The 20033-nt window shown below is 74.3% G+C and carries 18 protein-coding genes and 5 tRNA genes; 13 read left to right on the forward strand and 10 right to left on the reverse strand.

What is annotated here, in order from left to right; translation table 11 throughout:
- Positions 1–43: 43 nt before the first annotated feature.
- The 3 genes from ACFYPD_RS13340 to ACFYPD_RS13350 all read left to right on the forward strand — a co-directional run bounded on the left by ACFYPD_RS13340 (position 44) and on the right by ACFYPD_RS13350 (position 3875).
- Positions 44–910, forward strand: a complete 867-nt coding sequence (locus tag ACFYPD_RS13340; RefSeq protein WP_387112562.1) for a universal stress protein — start codon at positions 44–46, stop codon at positions 908–910.
- Between the two features lie 194 nt (positions 911–1104).
- Positions 1105–2112, forward strand: a complete 1008-nt coding sequence (locus tag ACFYPD_RS13345) for an Acg family FMN-binding oxidoreductase (RefSeq protein ID WP_387112564.1) — start codon at positions 1105–1107, stop codon at positions 2110–2112.
- Positions 2113–2204: 92 nt separating this feature from the next.
- Entirely contained in the window at positions 2205–3875 is a 1671-nt protein-coding gene (locus ACFYPD_RS13350) for a GAF domain-containing protein (protein WP_387113377.1), read from the forward strand.
- Positions 3876–3893: 18 nt separating this feature from the next.
- Here the strand turns inward: ACFYPD_RS13350 and ACFYPD_RS13355 are convergent, their stop codons facing one another.
- A complete protein-coding gene (locus tag ACFYPD_RS13355; RefSeq protein WP_091269973.1) occupies positions 3894–4532 on the reverse strand; it encodes a response regulator transcription factor in 639 nt (212 codons plus the stop codon).
- Between the two features lie 184 nt (positions 4533–4716).
- Between ACFYPD_RS13355 and ACFYPD_RS13360 the strand changes: the two genes are divergently transcribed.
- The gene (locus tag ACFYPD_RS13360) at positions 4717–5691 is read left to right on the forward strand and encodes an Acg family FMN-binding oxidoreductase (RefSeq protein WP_387112566.1); all 975 of its coding nucleotides are present in this window, start codon (positions 4717–4719) and stop codon (positions 5689–5691) included.
- A gap of 164 nt (positions 5692–5855) precedes the next feature.
- Here ACFYPD_RS13360 and ACFYPD_RS13365 read toward each other — a convergent pair whose 3' ends face one another.
- A complete protein-coding gene (locus tag ACFYPD_RS13365; RefSeq protein ID WP_387112568.1) occupies positions 5856–6857 on the reverse strand; it encodes an NAD-dependent epimerase/dehydratase family protein in 1002 nt (333 codons plus the stop codon).
- Between the two features lie 946 nt (positions 6858–7803).
- Here ACFYPD_RS13365 and ACFYPD_RS13370 point away from each other — a divergent pair.
- Positions 7804–8343 carry a hypothetical protein gene (locus tag ACFYPD_RS13370; RefSeq protein ID WP_387112570.1) on the forward strand — a complete coding sequence of 180 codons (540 nt, stop codon included), beginning with the start codon at positions 7804–7806 and terminating at the stop codon, positions 8341–8343.
- A gap of 65 nt (positions 8344–8408) precedes the next feature.
- On the opposite strand, the gene ACFYPD_RS13375 is transcribed toward ACFYPD_RS13370, so the two are convergent.
- The 3 genes from ACFYPD_RS13375 to ACFYPD_RS13385 form a co-directional block, all read right to left on the reverse strand.
- Positions 8409–10052, reverse strand: coding sequence for a PKD domain-containing protein (locus ACFYPD_RS13375; protein WP_387112572.1), 1644 nt, complete (start codon positions 10050–10052; stop codon positions 8409–8411).
- A 295-nt stretch (positions 10053–10347) separates the two neighbouring features.
- Positions 10348–10422 (reverse strand) — tRNA-Val (locus ACFYPD_RS13380).
- A 57-nt stretch (positions 10423–10479) separates the two neighbouring features.
- Positions 10480–10552: transfer RNA gene (locus ACFYPD_RS13385), tRNA-Gly, on the reverse strand.
- A 183-nt stretch (positions 10553–10735) separates the two neighbouring features.
- Between ACFYPD_RS13385 and ACFYPD_RS13390 the strand changes: the two genes are divergently transcribed.
- Entirely contained in the window at positions 10736–10978 is a 243-nt protein-coding gene (locus ACFYPD_RS13390) for a DUF6458 family protein (protein ID WP_387112574.1), read from the forward strand.
- Between the two features lie 205 nt (positions 10979–11183).
- The gene (locus ACFYPD_RS13395) at positions 11184–11372 is read left to right on the forward strand and encodes a hypothetical protein (protein WP_387112576.1); all 189 of its coding nucleotides are present in this window, start codon (positions 11184–11186) and stop codon (positions 11370–11372) included.
- A 57-nt stretch (positions 11373–11429) separates the two neighbouring features.
- Here ACFYPD_RS13395 and ACFYPD_RS13400 read toward each other — a convergent pair.
- From ACFYPD_RS13400 to ACFYPD_RS13410, 3 genes are all read right to left on the reverse strand, one after another.
- Positions 11430–11504 (reverse strand) — tRNA-Val (locus ACFYPD_RS13400).
- Positions 11505–11518: 14 nt separating this feature from the next.
- Positions 11519–11589, reverse strand: a tRNA-Cys gene (locus ACFYPD_RS13405).
- A 34-nt stretch (positions 11590–11623) separates the two neighbouring features.
- Positions 11624–11696, reverse strand: a tRNA-Gly gene (locus tag ACFYPD_RS13410).
- Positions 11697–11971: 275 nt separating this feature from the next.
- Between ACFYPD_RS13410 and ACFYPD_RS13415 the strand changes: the two genes are divergently transcribed.
- On the forward strand, positions 11972–12574 hold the full coding sequence (locus ACFYPD_RS13415; protein WP_387112578.1) for a TetR/AcrR family transcriptional regulator: 603 nt from the start codon (positions 11972–11974) through the stop codon (positions 12572–12574).
- Here the strand turns inward: ACFYPD_RS13415 and ACFYPD_RS13420 are convergent.
- Both ACFYPD_RS13420 and ACFYPD_RS13425 read right to left on the reverse strand, forming a co-directional pair.
- A complete protein-coding gene (locus ACFYPD_RS13420; RefSeq protein ID WP_387112580.1) occupies positions 12495–13736 on the reverse strand; it encodes an alkane 1-monooxygenase in 1242 nt (413 codons plus the stop codon). The genes ACFYPD_RS13415 and ACFYPD_RS13420 overlap by 80 nt on opposite strands.
- An 85-nt stretch (positions 13737–13821) precedes the next feature.
- Positions 13822–14655 carry a hypothetical protein gene (locus ACFYPD_RS13425; RefSeq protein ID WP_387112582.1) on the reverse strand — a complete coding sequence of 278 codons (834 nt, stop codon included), beginning with the start codon at positions 14653–14655 and terminating at the stop codon, positions 13822–13824.
- Positions 14656–14851: 196 nt separating this feature from the next.
- Between ACFYPD_RS13425 and ACFYPD_RS13430 the strand changes: the two genes are divergently transcribed.
- The 5 genes from ACFYPD_RS13430 (at position 14852) to ACFYPD_RS13450 (ending at position 20022) form a co-directional block, all read left to right on the forward strand.
- Positions 14852–15520: a class I SAM-dependent methyltransferase gene (locus ACFYPD_RS13430; RefSeq protein ID WP_387112584.1), complete on the forward strand. Its 669-nt coding sequence runs from the start codon at positions 14852–14854 to the stop codon at positions 15518–15520.
- A 96-nt stretch (positions 15521–15616) separates the two neighbouring features.
- The gene (locus tag ACFYPD_RS13435) at positions 15617–17014 is read left to right on the forward strand and encodes an RNA-guided endonuclease InsQ/TnpB family protein (protein ID WP_387112586.1); all 1398 of its coding nucleotides are present in this window, start codon (positions 15617–15619) and stop codon (positions 17012–17014) included.
- A 24-nt stretch (positions 17015–17038) separates the two neighbouring features.
- On the forward strand, positions 17039–18202 hold the full coding sequence (locus tag ACFYPD_RS13440) for a cytochrome P450 (RefSeq protein ID WP_387112588.1): 1164 nt from the start codon (positions 17039–17041) through the stop codon (positions 18200–18202).
- Between the two features lie 69 nt (positions 18203–18271).
- Positions 18272–19204, forward strand: a complete 933-nt coding sequence (locus ACFYPD_RS13445; RefSeq protein ID WP_387112590.1) for an ABC transporter ATP-binding protein — start codon at positions 18272–18274, stop codon at positions 19202–19204.
- Positions 19201–20022, forward strand: a complete 822-nt coding sequence (locus ACFYPD_RS13450; RefSeq protein WP_387112592.1) for an ABC transporter permease — start codon at positions 19201–19203, stop codon at positions 20020–20022. The genes ACFYPD_RS13445 and ACFYPD_RS13450 overlap by 4 nt, the downstream gene beginning before the upstream one ends.
- Positions 20023–20033: the final 11 nt, after the last annotated feature.

The raw sequence follows: 20033 nt of genomic DNA on the forward strand, positions 1-20033 counted from the left end.
GTGCGCCTGCGAGCCCCGCAGTCGCGAACGAAAGGCCAGCACAGTGAGCAGCGACGAGATCCTGGTCGGCTACGACGGCTCCGCCGACGCGTCGGTGGCCGTGAACTGGGCGCTGGACGAGGCGGGCCGATCGGGCCGGCCGGTCCGGCTGGCGTACGTCTTCGAATGGCTGACGGTGGCCGGCTGGATCGGTCCCGGGGTGGCCCCCGGCGTCTGGCCCGACGAGACCGCCCGGCGGCAGGTCGAGGATCTGGTCCGCGGGGCGGCGGCGGACGCCGCCGCCGACCGGCCCGGGCTGACCGTGCAGGGCGAGGTCTTCGACGGCCCACCCGCGCTGGTCCTCCAGGAGCGCTCCGCCGAGGCGAACATGCTGGTGCTGGGCAGCCGGGGCCACGGCGGCTTCGGCGGGCTGCTCGCCGGCTCCACCGCCGTCTCCGTCAGCGCCCACGCGCACTGCCCGGTGATCGTGGTCCGCGACGGCCGGCCGGCCACGTCCGGGCCGGTGGTGGTCGGCGTGGACGGCTCGCCGTCCTCGGTGCAGGCGCTCGGCTTCGCGGTCGAGCGGGCCGCGCAGCGGGACGTGCCGGTTCGGGCGCTGCGGGTCTGGGAGCCGCCCGCCGAGGGGCGGGTGCCGACGGGCTTCGACCCGGAGGAGGCCGGCGCCACCGAGCGGGCGGCCGCCGAGGCGGACCTGGCCCCCTGGCGTCAGTCCTTCCCGGACGTGCCGGTCGAGGTGGTGGCGAGCCCGGGCAACCCGGCGGCACTGCTGGTCGAGGCGAGCCGCACGGCCCAGCTCGTGGTGGTCGGCAGCCGGGGCCGGGGCGGGCTGCGCGGAATGCTGCTCGGCTCGGTCAGCCAGCAACTCATCCACCACGCCGAGTGCCCGGTCGCGGTGGTCCGCGAACGCTGACCCGCCCGGGGGCGCCGAGGCGCACGGCGGCGACACCCGGCCGGTGACGGGGGAACCCGACGGGCCGAAGGGCCCGGGCGGGCAGGTCGTCCGACGCGTGCGCCCACCGCGGCCATGGCCGAGGATGGAGCGGGCGACCCCACCCGGTCGACCCGGCCGTGGGGCACGATGGGGAAACAGGAAAGGTCGTGACGATGAGCCACGAGACGCCGGCTACGGACCGCCCGCTGACCACCGCTCTCGCGGAGGCCGCCGGGATGGCCGGCCACGCTCCCTCGGTGCACAACACGCAGCCGTGGCACTGGACGGTGCTGCCCGACGCGCTGGAGTTGCGGGTGGTTCGGGAGCGTCACCTCAGCGCCCTGGACCCGGAGGGCCGGCTGCTGGTGTTGAGCTGCGGCGTCGCGCTGCACCACGCCCGGGTGGCGCTGGCCGCCGAGGGCTGGACGCCGGTGGTGGAGCGCATGCCCGACCCCGGCCAGCCCGATCTGGTCGCCCGGCTGACCGGATTCAAGCCCACCGGTGCGGACCCGGACGCCATGCGCACGGTCCAGTGCATGCAGGTCCGCCACACCGACCGCCGGCCGGTCAGCGACGAGCCGATCCCGACCGCCGTGCTGAGCGAGATCGACCGGGCGGCCACCCGGGAGGGCGTCAACCTGCAGGTGCTGGACGACAGCCAGAAGATCGAGCTGGCCGCCGCCGCCCAGCATGCGGCGGAGGTCGAGAAGGGCAGCCCCGACCTGCTGGAGGAGCTGGCCTACTGGACCAGCCGGGCCGGCGCCGGCACCGGGCTGCCGCCGGAGGTGCTGCCGGAGTGGGCACCCGAGACCACCGTTCCGGCCCGCGACTTCGGCCCCGGCACCCTGCCCGTGGGTGAGGGGCACGACCGGGCCGCCGTCTACGGGATCCTCTGGGGCACCGAGGACGAGCCGGACAGCTGGCTGCGCGCCGGCGAGGGGCTCTCCGCCGCCTGGCTCACCGCCACCCGGCACGGGGTGTCGCTGGTGCCGCTCTCCGGCGTGGTGGAGGTCGACAGCACCCGCCAGTCGCTCCGGCAGATGCTGTCCGGCCTGGGCTTCCCGTACATCTCGGTGCGCCTCGGCCTCGCCGATCCGACGCACGCCGGCCCCCCGCACACCCCGCGGCTGGAGACGGCGCAGACCGTCGACACCGCGGCGGTCCGCGGCCAGCTCTCCTGACGGATCTCGGTCCGGCGGCCACCGGGCGATAGCATCGCCCGGTGGCCAGCGCACCGAACCCACGCAACGAGCACGTCACCCCGTCGCTGGGTCTGACCCCGCTGTCCCGGGTGCGGCTCGACGAGCTGCTCCAGGAGATGCTGGACCGGGTCGGCGAGGTGGTCACCAACCGGGAGCGGCTCCGCGCCCTGCTCGACGCGGTCGTCGGCATCGGCTCCGACCTCGACCTGCGCAGCACCCTCCAGCGGATCGTGGAGTCGGCCTGCGAGCTGGTCGGCGCCCGCTACGGCGCGCTCGGCGTGATCGGCGCCGACCGGCTGCTGCACGACTTCATCGTCCACGGCATCAGCGACGAGCTGCACGCCCAGATCGGTGAGCTGCCACACGGGCGGGGGGTGCTTGGCCTGCTCATCGACGAGCCCCGCCCCCTGCGCATGCCGGACATCACCCGGCATCCCCGGTCCTACGGCTTCCCGCCGAACCACCCGCCGATGCACAGCTTCCTCGGCGTCCCGGTGCGGATCCGCGACCACGTGTTCGGCAACCTCTACCTCGCGGAGAAGCAGGGCGCCGCCGAGTTCACCGAGGACGACGAGGAGATCGTGGTCGCGCTCGCCGCGGCGGCCGGCGTGGCGATCGAGAACGCCCGCCTCTACGCCCTGGCGCACCGGCGGGAACGCTGGCTCGCCGCGACCGCCGAGATCACCTCGGTGCTGCTCGGCGAGGTACGCCGCACCGACGCGCTGACCCTCGTCGCCCGGCGGGCCCGGGAGGTCGCCGGGGCCGAACTGGCCCTCGTGCTGCTCTACGACGAGGACGAGCGCCAGTTCACCGTCGAAGTGGTCGACGGCGCCGACGACACCGCCCGGAAGCTGGTCGGCGCGGTGCTGCCGGCCGACGACACCACCTTCGTCGGCTCCGTCACCGAACGCCGCCACGAGCTGCTGGAGAACCTCGCCGAGGCGGCCCCCTGGTCACACCCGGTCGTCGCCGGGCCGGCGGTGGTCTCCCCCCTCGCCGCGGCGGACACCCTGCACGGCGTGCTGGTCATCGCGCACCGGCCCGACCGCGGTCCCGGCGCCGAGGACGACGTGGCCCTGCTGGGCAGCTTCGCCGGCCAGGCCGCGCTGGCCATGGAGCGGGCCCGGGGCCAGGAGGAACGGGAGCTGCTCGTGGTCCTGGAGGACCGTGAGCGGATCGCCCGCGACCTGCACGACGTGGTGATCCAGCGGCTGTTCGCCACCGGCCTGCAGTTGCAGAGCGGGGCCATGAACGCCCGCCCCGAGGTGGCCAAGCGGATCAACCAGGCGGTCGACGACCTGGACGCCACCATCCGCGACATCCGCCGCACCATCTTCGAGCTGCGTACCCCGATGAGCGCGGCGCTGCGCACCGAGATCCGCGAGGCGATCGAGGTGGCCGCCGAGTCGCTGGGCCACCGGCCCGACCTGGAGCTGATCGGCCCGATCGACAGCGCCGTCCCCGACCAGCTTCGCCCCGAACTCACCGCCGTGCTCCGCGAGGCGCTCTCCAACGCGGTACGCCACGCGCACGCCGAGCGGGTGTCGGTGCGGGTGCGGGTCGACGCCGGCTGGGTGAGCGTCACGGTCACCGACGACGGGATGGGCTGCGACCCGGAGGCGGCCCGCAGCGGCCTGGTGAACCTACGCGAGCGGGCCGAGCGGCTGGGCGGCGACTTCCAGCTCGGCCGGGTGACGCCGCACGGCACCGAGCTGCGCTGGAGCGTCCCGCTGCGCGACTGAGCGGTCGGGCGCCCGCCCTCAGTGGCTCTTGCCGAGCAGCCGGGTGGCCAGCACCGCGGCCTGCGTACGCCGTTCCAGGCCGAGCTTGGCCAGCACGCTGGAGACGTAGTTCTTCACCGTCTTCTCGGCGAGGAACATCCGGCCGGCGATCTCCCGGTTGGTGAGCCCCTCGGCCACGTACTCCAGGATCCGCCGCTCCTGCTCGGTGAGGGACTTCAGCTCGCGCGGCTGCTCGACGCCGCTGCGGATCCGCTCCAGCACCCGGGTGGTGATCGCCGGGTCGAGCAGGGACTGCCCTGCCGCCACCCGCCGGACCGCGTCGACCAGGTCGGTGCCGCGGATCTGCTTGAGCACGTAGCCGGCGGCTCCGGCCATGATCGCCGCGAAGAGCGCCTCGTCGTCCTCGTACGAGGTGAGGATCAGTCCCTTGATCGACGAGTCCACCGCGCGGATGTCCCGACAGACGTCGATGCCGTTGCCGTCGGGCAGCCGGGCGTCGAGGATCGCCACGTCGGGGCGGAGCGCCGGGATGCGGCGGGACGCCTCCTGCGCGGAGCCGGACTCGCCGACCACCTCGATGTCGCCGCTGCTCTGTAGCAGGTCGGCCAGGCCACGACGGACGACCTCGTGGTCGTCGAGCAGGAACACCCGGATCATCCGTCCTTTCTACCCTCCCGCCCGGACGTCCCGCACGGGCCGAAGGTCCCGACCGGCACGCGCCGGGAGTGGGCAGACGGACCCGCCCAGGTGGGGACCTCCGGCCCTGCTCACCGCCCCGCCCGCTGACGGACGGTGGGGATGGACCGGCCGGCAGGGCGGCCCGCACGGAGGGAGCAACGCCATGACCACGCGCTACACGGTCGAACAGCTGCGGGCCGCCGCCGCGGACGCGGTACGCGCGCCGTCGCTGCACAACACCCAGCCGTGGCGGTTCCGGCTGGTCGACGGCGGTATCGACCTCGCCGTCGACCCGCTGCGCCGGCTCCCGGCCACCGACCCGAGCGGCTGGGGCGCCCGGATCGCCTGCGGGGCGGCCCTGTTCAACCTGCGGCTGGCCCTCGCCGTGGCCGGTACGCCGGCCACGGTCCGGCTCCGCCCGTACCCCGGCGACCCGGACGTGGTGGCCCGGCTCGTCCCCGACGCGCCGCGCCGCCCCACCCCGGCCGAGCAGAGCCTGCACGGCGCGATCGGCCGCCGGTTCAGCAACCGGGCGCCCTTCTGGCCCGACCCGGTCCCCGGCGACGCGCGCTGGCGCCTCGGCGAGGCCGCCCACGCCGAGCAGTGCTGGCTGGAACTGGTCATCGGCACCAGCGCCGTCAACGCCCTCGCCGAGATCGCCCGCAGCGCCCACCGGGTGCTGGAGCGCGACCCCGGGTACGTCACCGAGCGGACCCGGTGGATCCGCTCCGAGCCGTCCCCCGACGGCGTGCCGACCGCCGCCGGCGGACCGCGGAGCGAACCGCAGGACCTGCTGCCGCAGCGCGGCTTCGGCGGCCGCGACCGCGCCCCGGGCCGCGACTTCGAACCGGAACCGCTGGTCGCCGTGCTCGGCTCGGCCGGCAACACCGCCGCCGACCAGGTCGTCGCCGGGCAGGCCCTGCAACGGGTGCTGCTCACCGCCACCGACGCCGGGCTGGCCGTGTCGATGCTCTCCCAGCCGATCGAGGTGCCCGGAGCGCGGGAGGCGCTGCGGCTGTCCCTGGGCCGGTTCGGCACCCCGCAGATGGTGATGCGGATCGGGTTCGGCCAGCCCGGCCGCACCACCCCGCGCCGCCCGGTCGACGACGTGCTCGACCTGCCGGTCGTGCCGGCCTGACCGCCAGCCCTTCCCCTGCCGGCCGCCCGGCACGCCGGTCGGACCGGCGGTTGGGCCGGCGGTTGGGCCGGCGGTTGGGCCGGCGGTTGGGCCGGCGGTTGGGCCGGCGGTTGGGCCGGCGGGGCCGGAGGTCGGGCTGGCGGGGCCGGCGGTCGGGCTGGTGGTCAGGCCGGTAGGGCGGCCAGGAGGGCCGCCTCGCGCTCCGGGGCCAGACCGACGGCCGCCCGCGCCGGGCGTCCCGCCCGGGCCGGCACCTGGCCCACCTCGCGCAGCCACCGCCAGGTGTCCGCGACCGTCTCGGCCGCCGGCCGACAGACCAGACCCGCCGCGTGCGCCCGCTCGACGTCCCGCTCCTGCAACCAGCGGTACTCGTGCCCGAGCGGAACCCAGATCGGCAGGTCGTTCCACGGCTCGACGCCGGCCGCCAGGAGCGCGTCCGGATCCGTCCAGCGCAGCGTCGCGTCCGCACCGGTCACCGCCACGGCCGCGTCGAGCAGCTCACCCATCGTCGTGTGCCCGGTCCGACTGACCACGTTGTATGCCCCGCCGACGCCCTCGACCCCCCGGTCCAGCAACCAGATCGCCAGGTCCCGCGCGTCGACGTACTGCACCGGCAGGTCGCGCGGGCCGGGAGCGAGCACCTCCCCGCCCCGGGCGATGCGGTGCAGCCACCAGGGCAGCCGCCCGATGTCCTCGCCCGGCCCGAGGATCAGCCCGGCCCGCGCCAGCAGCGCCCGGTCGCCGAACACCTCCACCGCGGCCCGCTCACCGCCCGCCTTGTTGTTCGGGTAGTCCCCGTCGCCAGTGTCCGCCTCGGCCACGACGACCGGCGCGTCCTCGCCCGTGCCCAGCCCGACGGGCGGCGCGTAGACCGAGCCGCTGGAGACGTAGACGTAGTGCGGCACCGCACCGGTCAGGGCGCGCGCCGCGTCCCGGACCGCCCGGGGCGCCCCGTCCCAGGTGTCCACCACCAGATCCCACTCGCCCCCGGCCAGCGGCGCCAACCCGTCCGGCGCGGTGCGGTCACCCCGCAACCGGTGTACGCCCTCGGGCACCTTGCCGTGCAGCCCCCGGTTGAACACCGTCACGGACCAGCCGCGGCGTACCGCCTCGGCCACCACCGCCCCACCGACGAATCCCGTACCACCCAGCATCAGCACTCTCATGCGTCCCACCCTGCCGCTCACGGGCCGCTCCGGTGAACCGTGTTCACGGTGAGCGGATCTGCCGAGGGCAGAAGCCGGCCACCACCGCCTTTGCTCTGCAGCCATCCACGCAGCGGCCGTGGTACGGGCGTGTTGCGTCCGTGGCTGCAGAGCAAAGGGGGCCGGGCTGGTGGGGCGGTGGCTGGGGGGCCCGTGGCTGGGGGCTGTTGCCGGTTTGGGGCCGGTGGCTGGGTGGGCTCGGGCTGGGGGCGTTCCGTGGCCCGCGCGTCTCGCCGTCGAGTCGCTGTCGACATCAGCTCGACAGGCACCGGCGAGGAGACGGTCGACGGGGGCCGCCGCGCCCGATCCATCCACGTCATCACGTTCGTAGCCACCGACACACGCCGTCCCAGCCTGGGGTGGATGTCCCGGTTCATGCCCTGCTTCGGGCGGTGAGTGGAACGCCATGAGTGTCTCCGGTGCCGGGACACCTCCATAGCCGTTCCACTCACTGTTGCCGGCGCGGCGGATTGTCCGGATCGCGCACCGCTCGGCCCGCTGGGTGGAACGACATGTGTGTCTCCCAGGTCCGGATACACACGTGGCGTTCCACCGAGGGTCCCGCCCTGGGCGCGATGTCCGGTTCGGCGGGTGACCGGCGGCATCCCGGCGGCGGAATGGCCGGCGGGTGGGGGTCGTTGTATACGGGTGAACGACCGAGGACCACGCCCCGCCGAGCGCGGGTGACCGCCCCGGGACCGCCGTCGAGGCGGGTCCGCCGGGCCCCGGAATGATGGCGGGTCGGCGGTCGTTACACATGGTCCCGGCGCCGCGAAGTGGCTTCGCCCCGCGCGCCGGATGATCCCCTAAGACTTTCCTTGAGCGCCTGACGGTGCTTGCGCACACCAGTTAGAGCCGACCCCCGTCGGCGTGTGTGTGCGCCAACCCCCGAATGGAGCCATCCCCCATGAACACGATGCTGCGTAAGAGCGTGCTGGGTATTGCTGGTCTGGCCTTCACCGGTGGAATCTTCGCCGGTCCGATGGCCGCCCACGCTGAGCCGGTGGACACCAAGCCGGTCGCCGTGAGTGTGCAGGGCGCCCAGTCCAAGATTGACCTGAACGACGAGCAGACGGCGAACGCCAAGGCGATCATCGCGGCGACGAAGAAGGCCGGCCTGCCGGAGCGGGCGGCGGTCATCTCGATCGCCACGAGCCTGCAGGAGTCGAAGCTGGAGAACCTCGGGCACCTCGGCGACGCCAACGATCACGACTCGCTGGGCCTGTTCCAGCAGCGCCCGACCTCCGGTTGGGGCACCCCGGAGCAGATCACCAACCCCGAGTACTCCACCCTCGCGTTCCTGAAGGGTCTCAAGCAGGTCGACGGCTGGCAGGACATGCCGCTGACCGACGCCGCGCAGACCGTGCAGGTCTCGGCCTACCCGGACGCCTACGCCCAGTGGGAGCAGCAGGCCACCGACATCGCCCACCAGCACTGGAACAGCTGACCCGAACACCAACCGCTGGCCGGCACCCCCAACACCGGGGGTGCCGGCCAGCGGCGTATCCGGGGTCAGGCCGGACGCAGAACGAAGGTCCAGGTCGTGGTGGTCGTGCTGGCCGCCGCGCCCACCGCGGCCAGGCCGCCGTAGGTGCCCGCCGGCACGCTGCTGCCCGAGTCGGCGAGGAGGGCGGTCACCCGTCCGCCGCCGGTCTGGGAGCTGTTGCTGCGCACCTCGACGCCGGCCGGTGGGGTGAGCGCCGTGGACGCTCCGTCACCGTGCAGCCAGTACGACACGGCCCAGCTCTGCTCGGCGACGGGCGCGTACGGGGTGATCCGGGTGGCGGTGCTGGCCGGGTCGGTGGCCCGGGCGAAGACCGGTGCGCTCGGCGCGACGCCCCGGTACGCGGCCACCACCAGGTTGCCCTTGGCCTGACTGTCGAGGGCGACGCGTACCGCCGTTCCGGCATCCCCGGCGGCGGCGACCTTCCACCAGGCGGTGGTGGTGGCGAAGCCGCCGTCGAGCCGGTCGAGGCGGCTCCAGCCGGTGACTCCGGTGGGCTCGCCGGTACCGATGTGGGTGTTCTGGCTGAGCACGAGCAGCAGGGTGTCACCCGGCTGGACGGTCGGCGGCACGGTCACGGTGTGGCTGGTCCAGTTGGCGTTCGCGGTGGCCTGGCCGACGAAGGAGATCCGCTCGGCCACCGGCGCGACGGTGACGTCGACCGTCGCCGTGCCGGTGGCGCCCCGGTCGTCGGTGACCGTGAGGGTGACCGGGTAGGTGCCGGCCGTCGCGTACGTGTGCGAGGTGGTCGGCACGGAGACGGTGTCGGTGGTGGACCCGTCACCGAAGGCCCAGCGGTGGTCCTGGATCGCGCCGTCGGCGTCGGTGGAGCCGGCACCGGAGAAGGTGCAGACCAGCCCGGAGCAGGACGGGACGAGGTGGGCCACCGGCGGCTGGTTGGCGGGGCCGCCCGAGCCCTTGAGGATTTTCACGTAGTCGATGTCGCCGGCGAAGTAGTCGCAGGTGACGTCCACGCCGTCGCACTGGCTCTTGCCGCCGATGGAGAACTGCTTGCTGTTCGCGATGGTGCCGGTCGGCCCGTTCAACCGGCTGGTCCGCACCCCGTCGACGTACATCTCCACGTAGCTGGCGGTCCGGTTGCAGGTGACCGTGTGCCACTGGCCGTCGGAGATGGGCACGTCGGTGTAGCCGGTGCGGGAGGCGCCGTCGCCGCCGCGGAACAGGCACTTCGGTTTGCCGCCCGGGGCCTCGAACTTCCAGTAGCCGCCGACGGTCGCGCCCTGTCCCTTCTGGAGGATGTTCCCGAAGGAGTACGTGGTGCGGTAGCGGATGGTGAACGAGAAGTCCCCGGCGTCCGGGTTCAAGTCGGTGCTGTGCGGCACCAGGTTCACGTGGCCCGGGACGTACTCCTGGTCGGTGGGCAGGTGGGTGGCGAACCGGTGTCCGGTCGCGCCGGCGTAGAGGGCGCCGGTGACCACCTCCGCGCCGATGGCGCCGTTGCGGCCGTTGCCGCTGCTGTCCTTGAGCACGTTCGACCCGGCCGGCTCGTCCATGCTCCAGAACGCGACGGTCCGGGTGGCGGTCGCCTGCGCGGGCGAGGCGCCCAGCGCCACCCCCGTGGCCACGAACAGGGCGGCCACGCCCAGCCGGGCGGCTGTGCGCCGCCACCGTCCCTGCCTGACTGACCGCATACGATCGCCTCCCAGCTCCACGGGCCACCACCCTGTCACGCTGCGGGCCAGCGGCTCCATAACCCGTTGGGCGGACCCGTACCAGGTCCTCCGTGCGGCCGGGCGACCGATGTGGCCAGTGGGCGGCGACCCGGCGGACCGCGGGCGCCGGGCGACCGGCGGCCCGGGGCGGCGAGGCGGCGACCGGCCCGTCCGATCCGTCCGCCGCGCCCACCCGTCCGCGTCCCACCGGGGTCCGTACGGAAGAAGGCCCGCCACCGCGTGCGGTGACGAGCCTTCGTGCTGTTCGGACAGCTGGTGGGCGATACTGGGTTTGAACCAGTGACCTCTTCCGTGTCAAGGAAGCGCGCTCCCACTGCGCCAATCGCCCGCGCGCTCGCCGGATCGGAGTACCGGCGGCGGTCGGCCCGCGAGGGGGCGGATCGCGAGCGGACGACGGGATTCGAACCCGCGACCCTCACCTTGGCAAGGTGATGCGCTACCAGCTGCGCTACGTCCGCGTTGTCACCGGCTCGCGTCGGCGACGGCTGCAACTGTACCCGATGACAAGATCGCCACACGGCAGGGCCCCGTCGCGTCCCGGCGACGATGGGTGACCGTCATCACAGCCCCGTGGTTGCGCTGCTCGTCGCGGGGGTACTGACTGCTGCGACAGCACAACCGTCCCCCCGAAGGAGGCTGTCGTGGGTATCGGAACGAGCATTTTCCTGATCGCGGTCGGCGCGATCCTCACCTTCGCGCTGAACGCCAGTGTCGGCGGGGTCGACCTGGACGTCGTCGGCTGGATCCTGATGGCGGCCGGCGTCCTCGGTCTGATCATGACGACCCTGGTCTGGGGTCGCCGCCGCCGCGAGGTGGTCACCACCGCCGAGCCGGTCGAGTACCGCCGGGTCGAGGAGCGCCGGGACATCGCCCCGCCGCTGTGACGCGAGCCCACCGGGGTCGACGGAGCTGATCGGTCCTCGGCCGGGTGTGACGGGGGCGCCGCCGGGCGCCCCCGTTCGCGTACCCGGTCAGCGCGTCAGCTCGTTCAGCGTGCCGTGTCGAGGGCGCCGGCCAGCGCGCCGTACGTCCCGGCCGTGAAGGCCTCCTCGGCTCGCCGACGAGATCGCGGCGTACTGGCGGCTGGCCGTGGCCCGCAACTGGCCCCGGATCCGGGCGGTGCTCGACGCCGAGGTGTTCCACCGGGCTCGCCGGTTCGCCGAGGACGGCGCGGCGGGGCTCCTCAACGACCGCCTGGTGGTGACGCACCGGCAGGGCCGATCGCTGTTGAGCAGCCGGACGGCCGTGGCCGTGGCGCTACTGGGCGCGTCGGCGTGACCGCGCGGGTGCGGGTAATGCGAAAGGCCGTGTCGATGATCGACACGGCCTTTCCGCTGGTGGGCGATACTGGGTTTGAACCAGTGACCTCTTCCGTGTCAAGGAAGCGCGCTCCCACTGCGCCAATCGCCCTCGTTCAACTGCCGAGGTGGAGACGGGATTTGAACCCGTGTACACGGCTTTGCAGGCCGTTGCCTCGCCTCTCGGCCACTCCACCGAGGTTGCCCCCGACATGCGTGGCGGCATCTCCGAGCGGACGACGGGATTCGAACCCGCGACCCTCACCTTGGCAAGGTGATGCGCTACCAGCTGCGCTACGTCCGCGTGTCTCCGGTGTTATCCGGTGACGGATGAGAACTTTAGCCGAGCCCGGGAACGGTTGCCAAATCGGGTCCCCTTTCCGGGCGCGTCCGGGTGACGGAGCCTGGAGCTTCCTAGGAGCCTGGGTGGGAGGCGATCAAGGTTGGCGCGGGGGCGGCGACCTGCGGATTGGGGCCTCGGGCGCCCCGCCACGGCACTGTCCGGGATCCGACTGTCGCGCGCCCGACCAGCCGCTTCGGTAACTCCTCGTGGTCACTCGGATGGGCTACGGTAACGGCGTGACGAGACGTGCCGCCGAGATCCGCCTGGACGCGCTGCTGCGCACGGCCTGTGAGGTGATCGCGGAACGGGGACTCGCCAACACCCGCACGGCCGACGTGGCCGAGGCCGCCGGGGTCAGTCAGGCCCTGGTCTTCTACCACTTCGCCACCAAGGACCGGCTGCTCGCGCAGGCGTTCGCCTACGCCGTCGAGCAGGATCTCAACCGGCTCGACACGGTGGTCCGCTCCAGCGCCCCGCCGCTGGCCAAGCTGCGCCGAATGCTTCGCCTCTACGCCCCGACCGGCCGCTCGACCTCCTGGTCGATGTGGATCGACGGCTGGGCCGAGTCGCTGCGCACCCCGGAGCTGGAGAAGCTCTCCCGCCGGCTGGACCTGCGATGGCGACGGGACCTGGCCGCGGTCATCGCCGACGGGGTGGCCGACGGCACCTTCGACTGCCCCGACCCGGCCGGCGCGGCGTGGCGGATCAGCGCCGTGATGGACGGCCTCGCCGTGCAGCTCGCGGTGCACGAGCGGGTGATCACCCGCCGGCAGATCGCGGAGTGGGTCCGCCTCGTCGCGGCCCGCGAGCTGGGTCTGGAACCGGCCCAGCTGGACTGACCGGGCCGGGCTCGGTGGCGGCGCGCCCGCGCCTGCGCAGCCGGTCCCGGGCCGGCGGGTGGACGTTGGCCAACTCCAGGTCGCCGCCGTAGTGGGCGAGCACCCGGCGGTCCATCACCCGCCGCCAGACCGGCGGCACCAGCGCGGCGACCACCATGGTGGCGTAGCCGGCGGGCAACTGCGGGGAGGCGTCGAAGCTGCGCAGCGTCTGGTAACGGCGCAGCGGGTTGGCGTGGTGGTCGCTGTGCCGCTGGAGCTGGAAGAGGAAGACGTTGGTGACGGTCCGGTCGCTGTTCCAGCTGTGCCGCGGGTCGACCTTCTCGTAGCGGCCCGCGGCGGTGCGCTGCCGGGCCAGCCCGTAGTGCTCCAGGTAGTTGACCACCTCCAGCAGCGAGAAGCCGACCACCGCCTGGAGTACGAGGAAGACCAGCACCCCGGGGCCGAAGGCGACGGCCAGCACGGCGTAGAGCAGCACGGTCATCGCCCAGGCGGTGAGCACGTCGTTGCGCCAGGTCCACGGGGTGCGGCCACGGAGGCGCAGGCGGCTGCTCTCCAGCCGCCAGGCCGAGCGCAGGCTGCCCCAGACCGTACGCGGCCAGAACGCCCAGAACGTCTCGCCCAGCCGGGAGCTGGCCGGGTCCTCCGGGGTGGCCACCCGGGTGTGGTGTCCCCGGTTGTGCTCGACGTGGAAGTGCCCGTACCCGGTCGGCGCGAGGGCGATCCGGGACAGCCAGCGTTCCGCCGCCTCCCGCTTGTGGCCCAGTTCGTGGGCCGTGTTGATGGCGATGCCGTCGACCACCCCGACGGTGGCGACCAGGCCGGCGGCGGCCGGCCAGGAGAGCCCGCCGTGGGTCCACACGGCACAGCAGAGCACGAGGGCGGCGTACTGGGCCGGCAGGTAGAGGTAGGTGAGCCAGCGGTAGTAGCCGTCGGCCTGGAGCGCCGGCACCATCTCCTCCGGCGGGTTCTCCCGGTCGTCGCCGATGAGCAGGTCGACCACGGGGATGACGCCGAAGACCACCGCCGGGGTGAGCCACCAGGCCCAGCCGCCGCCGGTCGCCCGCCAGAGCGACCAGGCGACGAAGGGCAGCGCGGGGACGAGCAGGGCGAGCGGCCAGAGCGGCTTGCGGGTGTCCCGCCAGGGGACGGTGTCGGTGCCCATCGTCAGCCTCCGATCCGTGAACTCCTGCCCAGACTCTGGCAGCCGGCACGGCGGTTTACAAGAGGCTGATTTTTGTAAAGCGCGATCACCACCGCGCACGAACCGGTGGCCGCGAGAACGCCGCCCCCCGGTCCTCGGGCGCCTCGCGGGCCGGGCGCAGCAGGCGCCGCATCCGCAGCAGCAGCCCCGCGCCGAGGAAGACCAGCAGCCCGCCGAGGACGAAGGCGACCTGGACCACCCCGAAACCGCCCGAGGTCGAGACCGGCCGGCCCGCCGCACCCGGCGGCGGCGGCTCGACCACCGCCGCCTCGCTCGACGGGTCGTCCGCCACCGGCTCCTCGGTGGCCGGGTCGGTCGGCTCGGCGCTGCGCTCCGTGGGCTCCGGCGTCGCCTCGGTCGGGGCGGTCGTCGCCTCCTCCCCCACCACCCGACGGTCGGCGGTCCGCCGGGCCAGCAGGCGCAACCCCGGGTCGTACGCCTCGGCGGCGAAGCTCACCCGCCCCCGGGCCACGTCCTCGGCGAAGGCCACCCGGTAGCGGGCCGTGACGGTGCGGTCCGGGCAGAGCACCCCCGGGTCCAGGTCGCGGTCGGTCAGCCGGGCGGTGTCCCCGTCGGTCCGGATCTCCAGCGGGAAGGAGCCGTTGTCCTCCACCCGGTCCACCTTGACCTGGTCCAGCCGCAGGCCCTGCACCCGCAGCAGCATCGACCAGCGCACCTTGACGCAGCCGCCCCCGTCGGTGCGGGACACCACGGCGGAGAGGGTCTCCACCCGGTCCCCGGCGGTGAACTCGTCCGGCAGGCCGCTCAGCTCAGTGGAGAAGGCGGCCGCCGCCCCGGCCGGCACGGCCGCGCCGAGCCCGGCCCCCGCCAGGCAGGTCAGCACCACCCCGATCCGCAGCGCGTACCGCCACCCGTTCACCACCGTCTCCTCCCGTCGGCCGCGTCCACCCGGAAACGCTAGGAGCGCCAACGGCGCCGCGGTAGACGGGCGTGTTCGCACGGACCGCCAACACCGGGGCCCCTTCTCACCGAGCGTGGTGAACCGGTCACGCCCGCACCGCGACACGCCCGGGCTCGCCCGCCGGCCGTCTCCGGGGGTACGACAGAATCACCCGGTGTCCGACCTGTCCGCGGCCTTCGTCCGGCTGCACGCCCGCCTCGCTCCGGTCGCCTTCGTCCCGGAGGTGCGGCTGCACCAGGCCGACGAGCCGATCGGCCTCTGGGAGCTGACCGAGGGCGAGTTCCACAGCGCCCAACCGCCGCCGTTCTGGGCGTTCGCCTGGGCCGGCGGCCAGGCCCTCGCGCGCTACGTCACCGACCACCCGGAGCTGGTCGCCGGCCGCCGGGTGCTCGACCTCGCGTCCGGCTCCGGCCTGGTCGCCATCGCCGCCGCCCGGTGCGGCGCGGCCGCCGTCCGGGCCGTCGAGGTGGACGAGCGGGCCGTCGCGGCCGTCGCGCTCAACGCCGAGGCCAACGGGGTACGCGTCGACGCCGAACTCGGGGACGTTCTGGACGGCGACGCCGGGGCCGCCGAGGTGGTGCTGGCCGGGGACGTGTTCTACAGCGAGGCGATGGCCCGCCGGATGCTGCGCTTCCTGCTCCGGGCGGCCCGGTCCGGGGCCCGGGTGCTGGTCGGCGACCCAGGCCGGGCGTTCCTCCCCCGCGAGCGCTTCCACGAGCTGGCCGCGTACGAGGTGCCGGTGCCGGAGGCCCTGGAGAGCGTACGGGTGAAGCACACCACCGTGTGGAAGCTGGACCCGGCTCCGCCGGGAGCCGCCCGCTAGTGCCGTGACCACAAACGTTCGCCGGGTCGGTTGCCGGAAAAGTTTGTCGTACTGGTGGTGTTGGGTGGGGTTGTGCCTCGTCGTCGGGATCCTGGTATGCCGCCGGTCGTTCACCGCACGGCTCGTATCGCGTTGCGGGTGACGTCAGGGCAGCGGCGGCGGTGTTTCGGGCTGTTGCGTTCGGCCGGTGATGTGTGGGCGTGTGTGTTGGAGGTCAACGGGTGGCGACGTCGCCGCCGGGATGCGTCGCTGGCTGGGTATCAGGAGTTGTGTCGGGAGTTGTCGGTGTCGGGGCCGGGCACGTTCGGGGAGTTGGATTCGACGGGTGCCCGGTCGGTGTTGCGCCGGTTCTCCGACGCGTGGTTCGCGGCGACGAAACGCCGCAAGGACGGTGACGTGTCGGCGCGTTTCCCGCGCCGGCGGCGGGGGTTGATGCCGGTGCGCTGGTATCACAGCACGTTCACCCTCGACGGCGACCGGGTGCGGATCCCGACGGCGAGAGGCACCGCGCCGTTGTGGGTGCGGCTGGCGCGCACTCCTCCCTATCCGGTCGAGCAGGTCCGGTCGATCACGCTGTTGTGTGAGGGCGGCCGGCTGTTCCTGGACGTCACTGCTGAAGTGCCGGTGGCGACGTACCCGCCCGGTGAGGGACCGGACCCGGCAAGGGTGGCCGGGGTGGACCTGGGGATCATCCACCCGTACGCGGTGGCCGGCCCTGACGGTGCGGGGCTGTTGGTGTCGGGGCGGGCGATCCGCGCCGAGCACCGCATGCATCTGGCGGATACGAAGGCCCGCCGCCGTGCGGTCGCCCGGCGGGCCCCGAAGCCGGGGCAGAAGGGGTCACGGCGGTGGCGCCAGTACCGCCGTCGGGCGCGGCTGGTGGAGGGCCGGCATCGGCGTCGGGTGCGTCAGGCCCAACACGAGGCCGCCCGCCAGGTGGTGTCCTGGGCGGTACGCGAGCGGGTGGGTGTGCTGCGCGTGGGTGACCCGCGTGGGGTGCTCGACCTACCGGCGGGGCGGCGGCACAACCTGCGGCTGCGGCAGTGGCAGATCGGCCGGCTCCTGCAGGTCCTCACCGACAAAGCTGTCCTGGCCGGCATCACCGTCCCCCTCGTCGACGAACGTGGCACCTCGTCGACCTGCCCGGCCTGCCGGCGGCGGGTGCCGAAACCCCGCGGCCGGACCCTGTCCTGCCCGCACTGCGCGTTTACTGGGCACCGTGACCTCGTCGCGGCCGCCACCATCGCCACCCGTATCCCGGGCGGCGGCACCACCACCCCCACACCACGGGTCGTGGTGCCTGGGGTGGTCACGCACCGTCGAGCCGGCCGACACCTCCCCGGTGCCGGCCAGTCCCGACGTGACCCCCGCCGCCCACACCAGGCGGCGCGAGGATCAGTTGGCCCGCGGAGGCCCGCCCCACCACCCGGTGGGGAGTCGCTCGCCCAAAAGGCGAGGATCCACAACCCCCACCGGACACCCGGTGAACGTTAGTGGACACCGCACTAGCGTGACGCCGTGCTGTTCCAGGGCTGGGGCGAGTCCGTCGACGGACCGTGGCCCGACGCGGCCACCGTGCTCGACCACGTCGGCGTGCCGCACCTCGTGGTGACCCGGCACGCGCTGGTCCGGCGGCTGCTCACCGACCCGGCGACCTTCCGGCCGGACAACGCCCTCGACGCGGTGACCCCGATGCCGGTGGCCGCGCTGCGGGTGCTCGCCGGGCACCGGTTCCGGCTGCCACCGACGCTGGCGAACAACGCGGCGGCCAGCCACCCGGAGATCCGCGGGATCGTCGCCGACGCGCTGCACCCGGACCGGGTGGCCGCGCAGCAGCCCTGGCTGACCGGCGTGGTGCGGGAGCGGGTGACCCGGCTCGCCGCCGCCCTCGCCGCGGGCGAGCCGGTCGACCTCTACGCGGAACTCGCCGCCGACCTGCCGCTGCTGGTGCTGGCCCGGCTGGTCGAGCTGCCGGACGCCCCGGTGGAGGCGGTCAAGGACTTCGCCCGGGCCGCCCTGGAGCTGTTCTGGGCCCCGCTCGACTCCGCCCGGCAGCTCGCCCTCGCCGCCGAGGTGAGCCGGTTCCACACCGTGCTCCGCGCGTTCGCCGTCACCGGGGGCGGGCTGGCCGCCCGGCTGCGCGACGCCGGGCACTCCCCCGACGTGGTGGTCGGCGCGCTCTTCTTCCTGCTGGTCGCCGGCCAGGAGACCACCTCCCAGTTCCTCACCCTGCTGCTGCACCGGCTGGCCGGCGAACCGGCGGTGCGGGCCGGCCTGCGCGCGGGCGAGGTCGCGGTGGCCGACGTGGTCGAGGAGGGGCTGCGGCTGGAGCCGCCCATCGTCACCTGGCGGCGGGTGGCCGCGGTGGACACCACCCTGGGCGAGGTCGCCGTGCCGGCGGGCACCAGCATCGTCGCCTGGCTGGCCCGGGCCGGCCGTGACCCGGCCGTGGTGGCCGCGCCCGGCGAGTTCCGGCCGGGGCAGCGCGGCTCCCGCCGGCACCTGGCCTTCGGGGCCGGCCCGCACCGGTGCGTCGGGGCGCAGCTGGCCCGGATGGAAGCGGCCGTGGTGGTGGCCGAGGCGACGCCGCTGCTCGACGGCGTGACCGTGGTCCGGCCGCCGTGGTGCCCGGACAACCTCACCTTCCGGATGCCCGACGCGTTCGTGGTCCGCCGGACCTGACGAAAGTCAGGTTGCAGCGGTGCCGATCGGTGGCGGTGCGCCACCATCGCCGCTGCCTACCGTCAGTGCATGATCACACTTCGTGCGTTGACGAAACGGTTCGGCGCGGCCACCGCGGTCGACGACCTGACCGTCGAGATCGGACCGGGGCAGGTGACCGGCTTCCTCGGCCCGAACGGCGCGGGCAAATCCACCACCATGCGGATGGTGCTCGGGCTGGACCGGCCGACCGCCGGGCAGGCCCTGGTCAACGGCCGGCCGTACCGGGAGCTGCGGTACCCCCTCCACGAGGTCGGCGCGCTGCTCGACGCCACCGGCGTGCACCCGGCCCGCTCCGGCCGGGCGCACCTGCGGGCGATGGCCCGCAGCAACGGCGTCCCGGCCCGCCGGGTGGACGAGGTGCTCGACCTGGTCGGGCTGGACGGGCGGGCCGCCGACAAGCCGGGACGCGCGCTGTCGCTGGGCATGGGCCAGCGGCTCGGCATCGCCGGGGCGCTGCTCGGCGACCCGCCGGTGCTGCTGCTCGACGAGCCGGTCAACGGGCTCGACCCGGACGGCGTGCGGTGGATCCGCCGGTTCACCCGGGGCCTCGCCGACGAGGGACGGACGGTGCTGATCTCCAGCCACCTCATGAGCGAGATGCAGCAGACCGCCGACCGGGTGGTGGTGCTCGGCCGGGGTCGGCTCGTCGCCGACGCGCCGCTCGCCGACCTGATCGCCGCCCGCCCGGCCAGCTCGGTCCGGGTACGCGGGCCCGAGCCGGCCGGCCTGGCGGCCCTGGGTGCACGGCTGAGCGCCGAGGGGGCGGCGGTCAACCCGGACGAGGACGGGCTGACCGTCACCGGCGTCACGGCCGGCCGGGTCGGTGACCTCGCGTACGAGCTGGGGGTGCGGCTGCACGAGCTGACCCCGGTGGCCGCCTCGCTGGAAGAGGCGTTCCTGGAACTGACCGCCGGCAGCGTGGAGTACGCGGCCGGCCCGACCGGAGGCGAGACCCGATGACCGCGCTGCCCACCGCCACCCCGACCCGGCCGGCGTCCCGGCCCGCCCCGACCAGCGGCCCGTTCACCGGGGCGGTGGCCGCCGAGTGGACCAAGCTCTGGTCGGTCCGGTCCACCTGGTGGACCCTGCTGGCCGCCGTGCTGACCATGGCGGCCGCCGCCGGCCAGCTCGCCATCTACGCGGTCAACGCGAACACCGACGACGACCCGACCGTGAACCCCGGGATCGTCCCGGTGGGCGAGGTGGTCGCGGGCGCGCTGGAGCTCACCCAGTACGTCGTGCTCGCCCTCGGCCTCTTCGCGATCAGCAGCGAGTACGCCACCGGCACCATCCGGACGACGCTGCGCTGCACCCCCTCCCGGGGCCGGGTGCTTGCGGCCAAGGCCGTCGTCGTCGGCGCGGTGACGTTCCTGACCGGGCTGCTCGTCGGCGCGGTCGGCGCGGCGGTCGCCCGGCCGGTGCTCGGCGAGTGGGGCCGGGCCCCGCTGGGCGGCACCGTGGCCGACGTGGTCGCCTCGGCCGCGTACCTGGCGCTGCTGGGCGTGCTGGCGCTGGGGCTGGCGGCGGCACTGCGCGGCGCGGTGCTCACCCTGACCGTGCTCTTCGCGCTGCTGATGATCGTGCCGCTGTCGCTCCAGGAGCCGGGGATCACCGTGCTCACCCGGATCGCCGACGCGTTCCCCGGGGTGGCCGGCAACCACTTCCTCGCCGGGGACACCGAGCCCTACCCGGCGGCGGTCGGGCTGCTGGTGCTCGCCGGTTGGGCCGTCGCCGCGCTGGCGCTGGGCCGCTGGGCGCTGCGCCGCCGGGACGCCTGAGCGGGGCGGGG

It is taken from the genome of Micromonospora sp. NPDC005299, assembly GCF_042872345.1.
Classification (GTDB): Bacteria; Actinomycetota; Actinomycetes; order Mycobacteriales; family Micromonosporaceae; genus Micromonospora.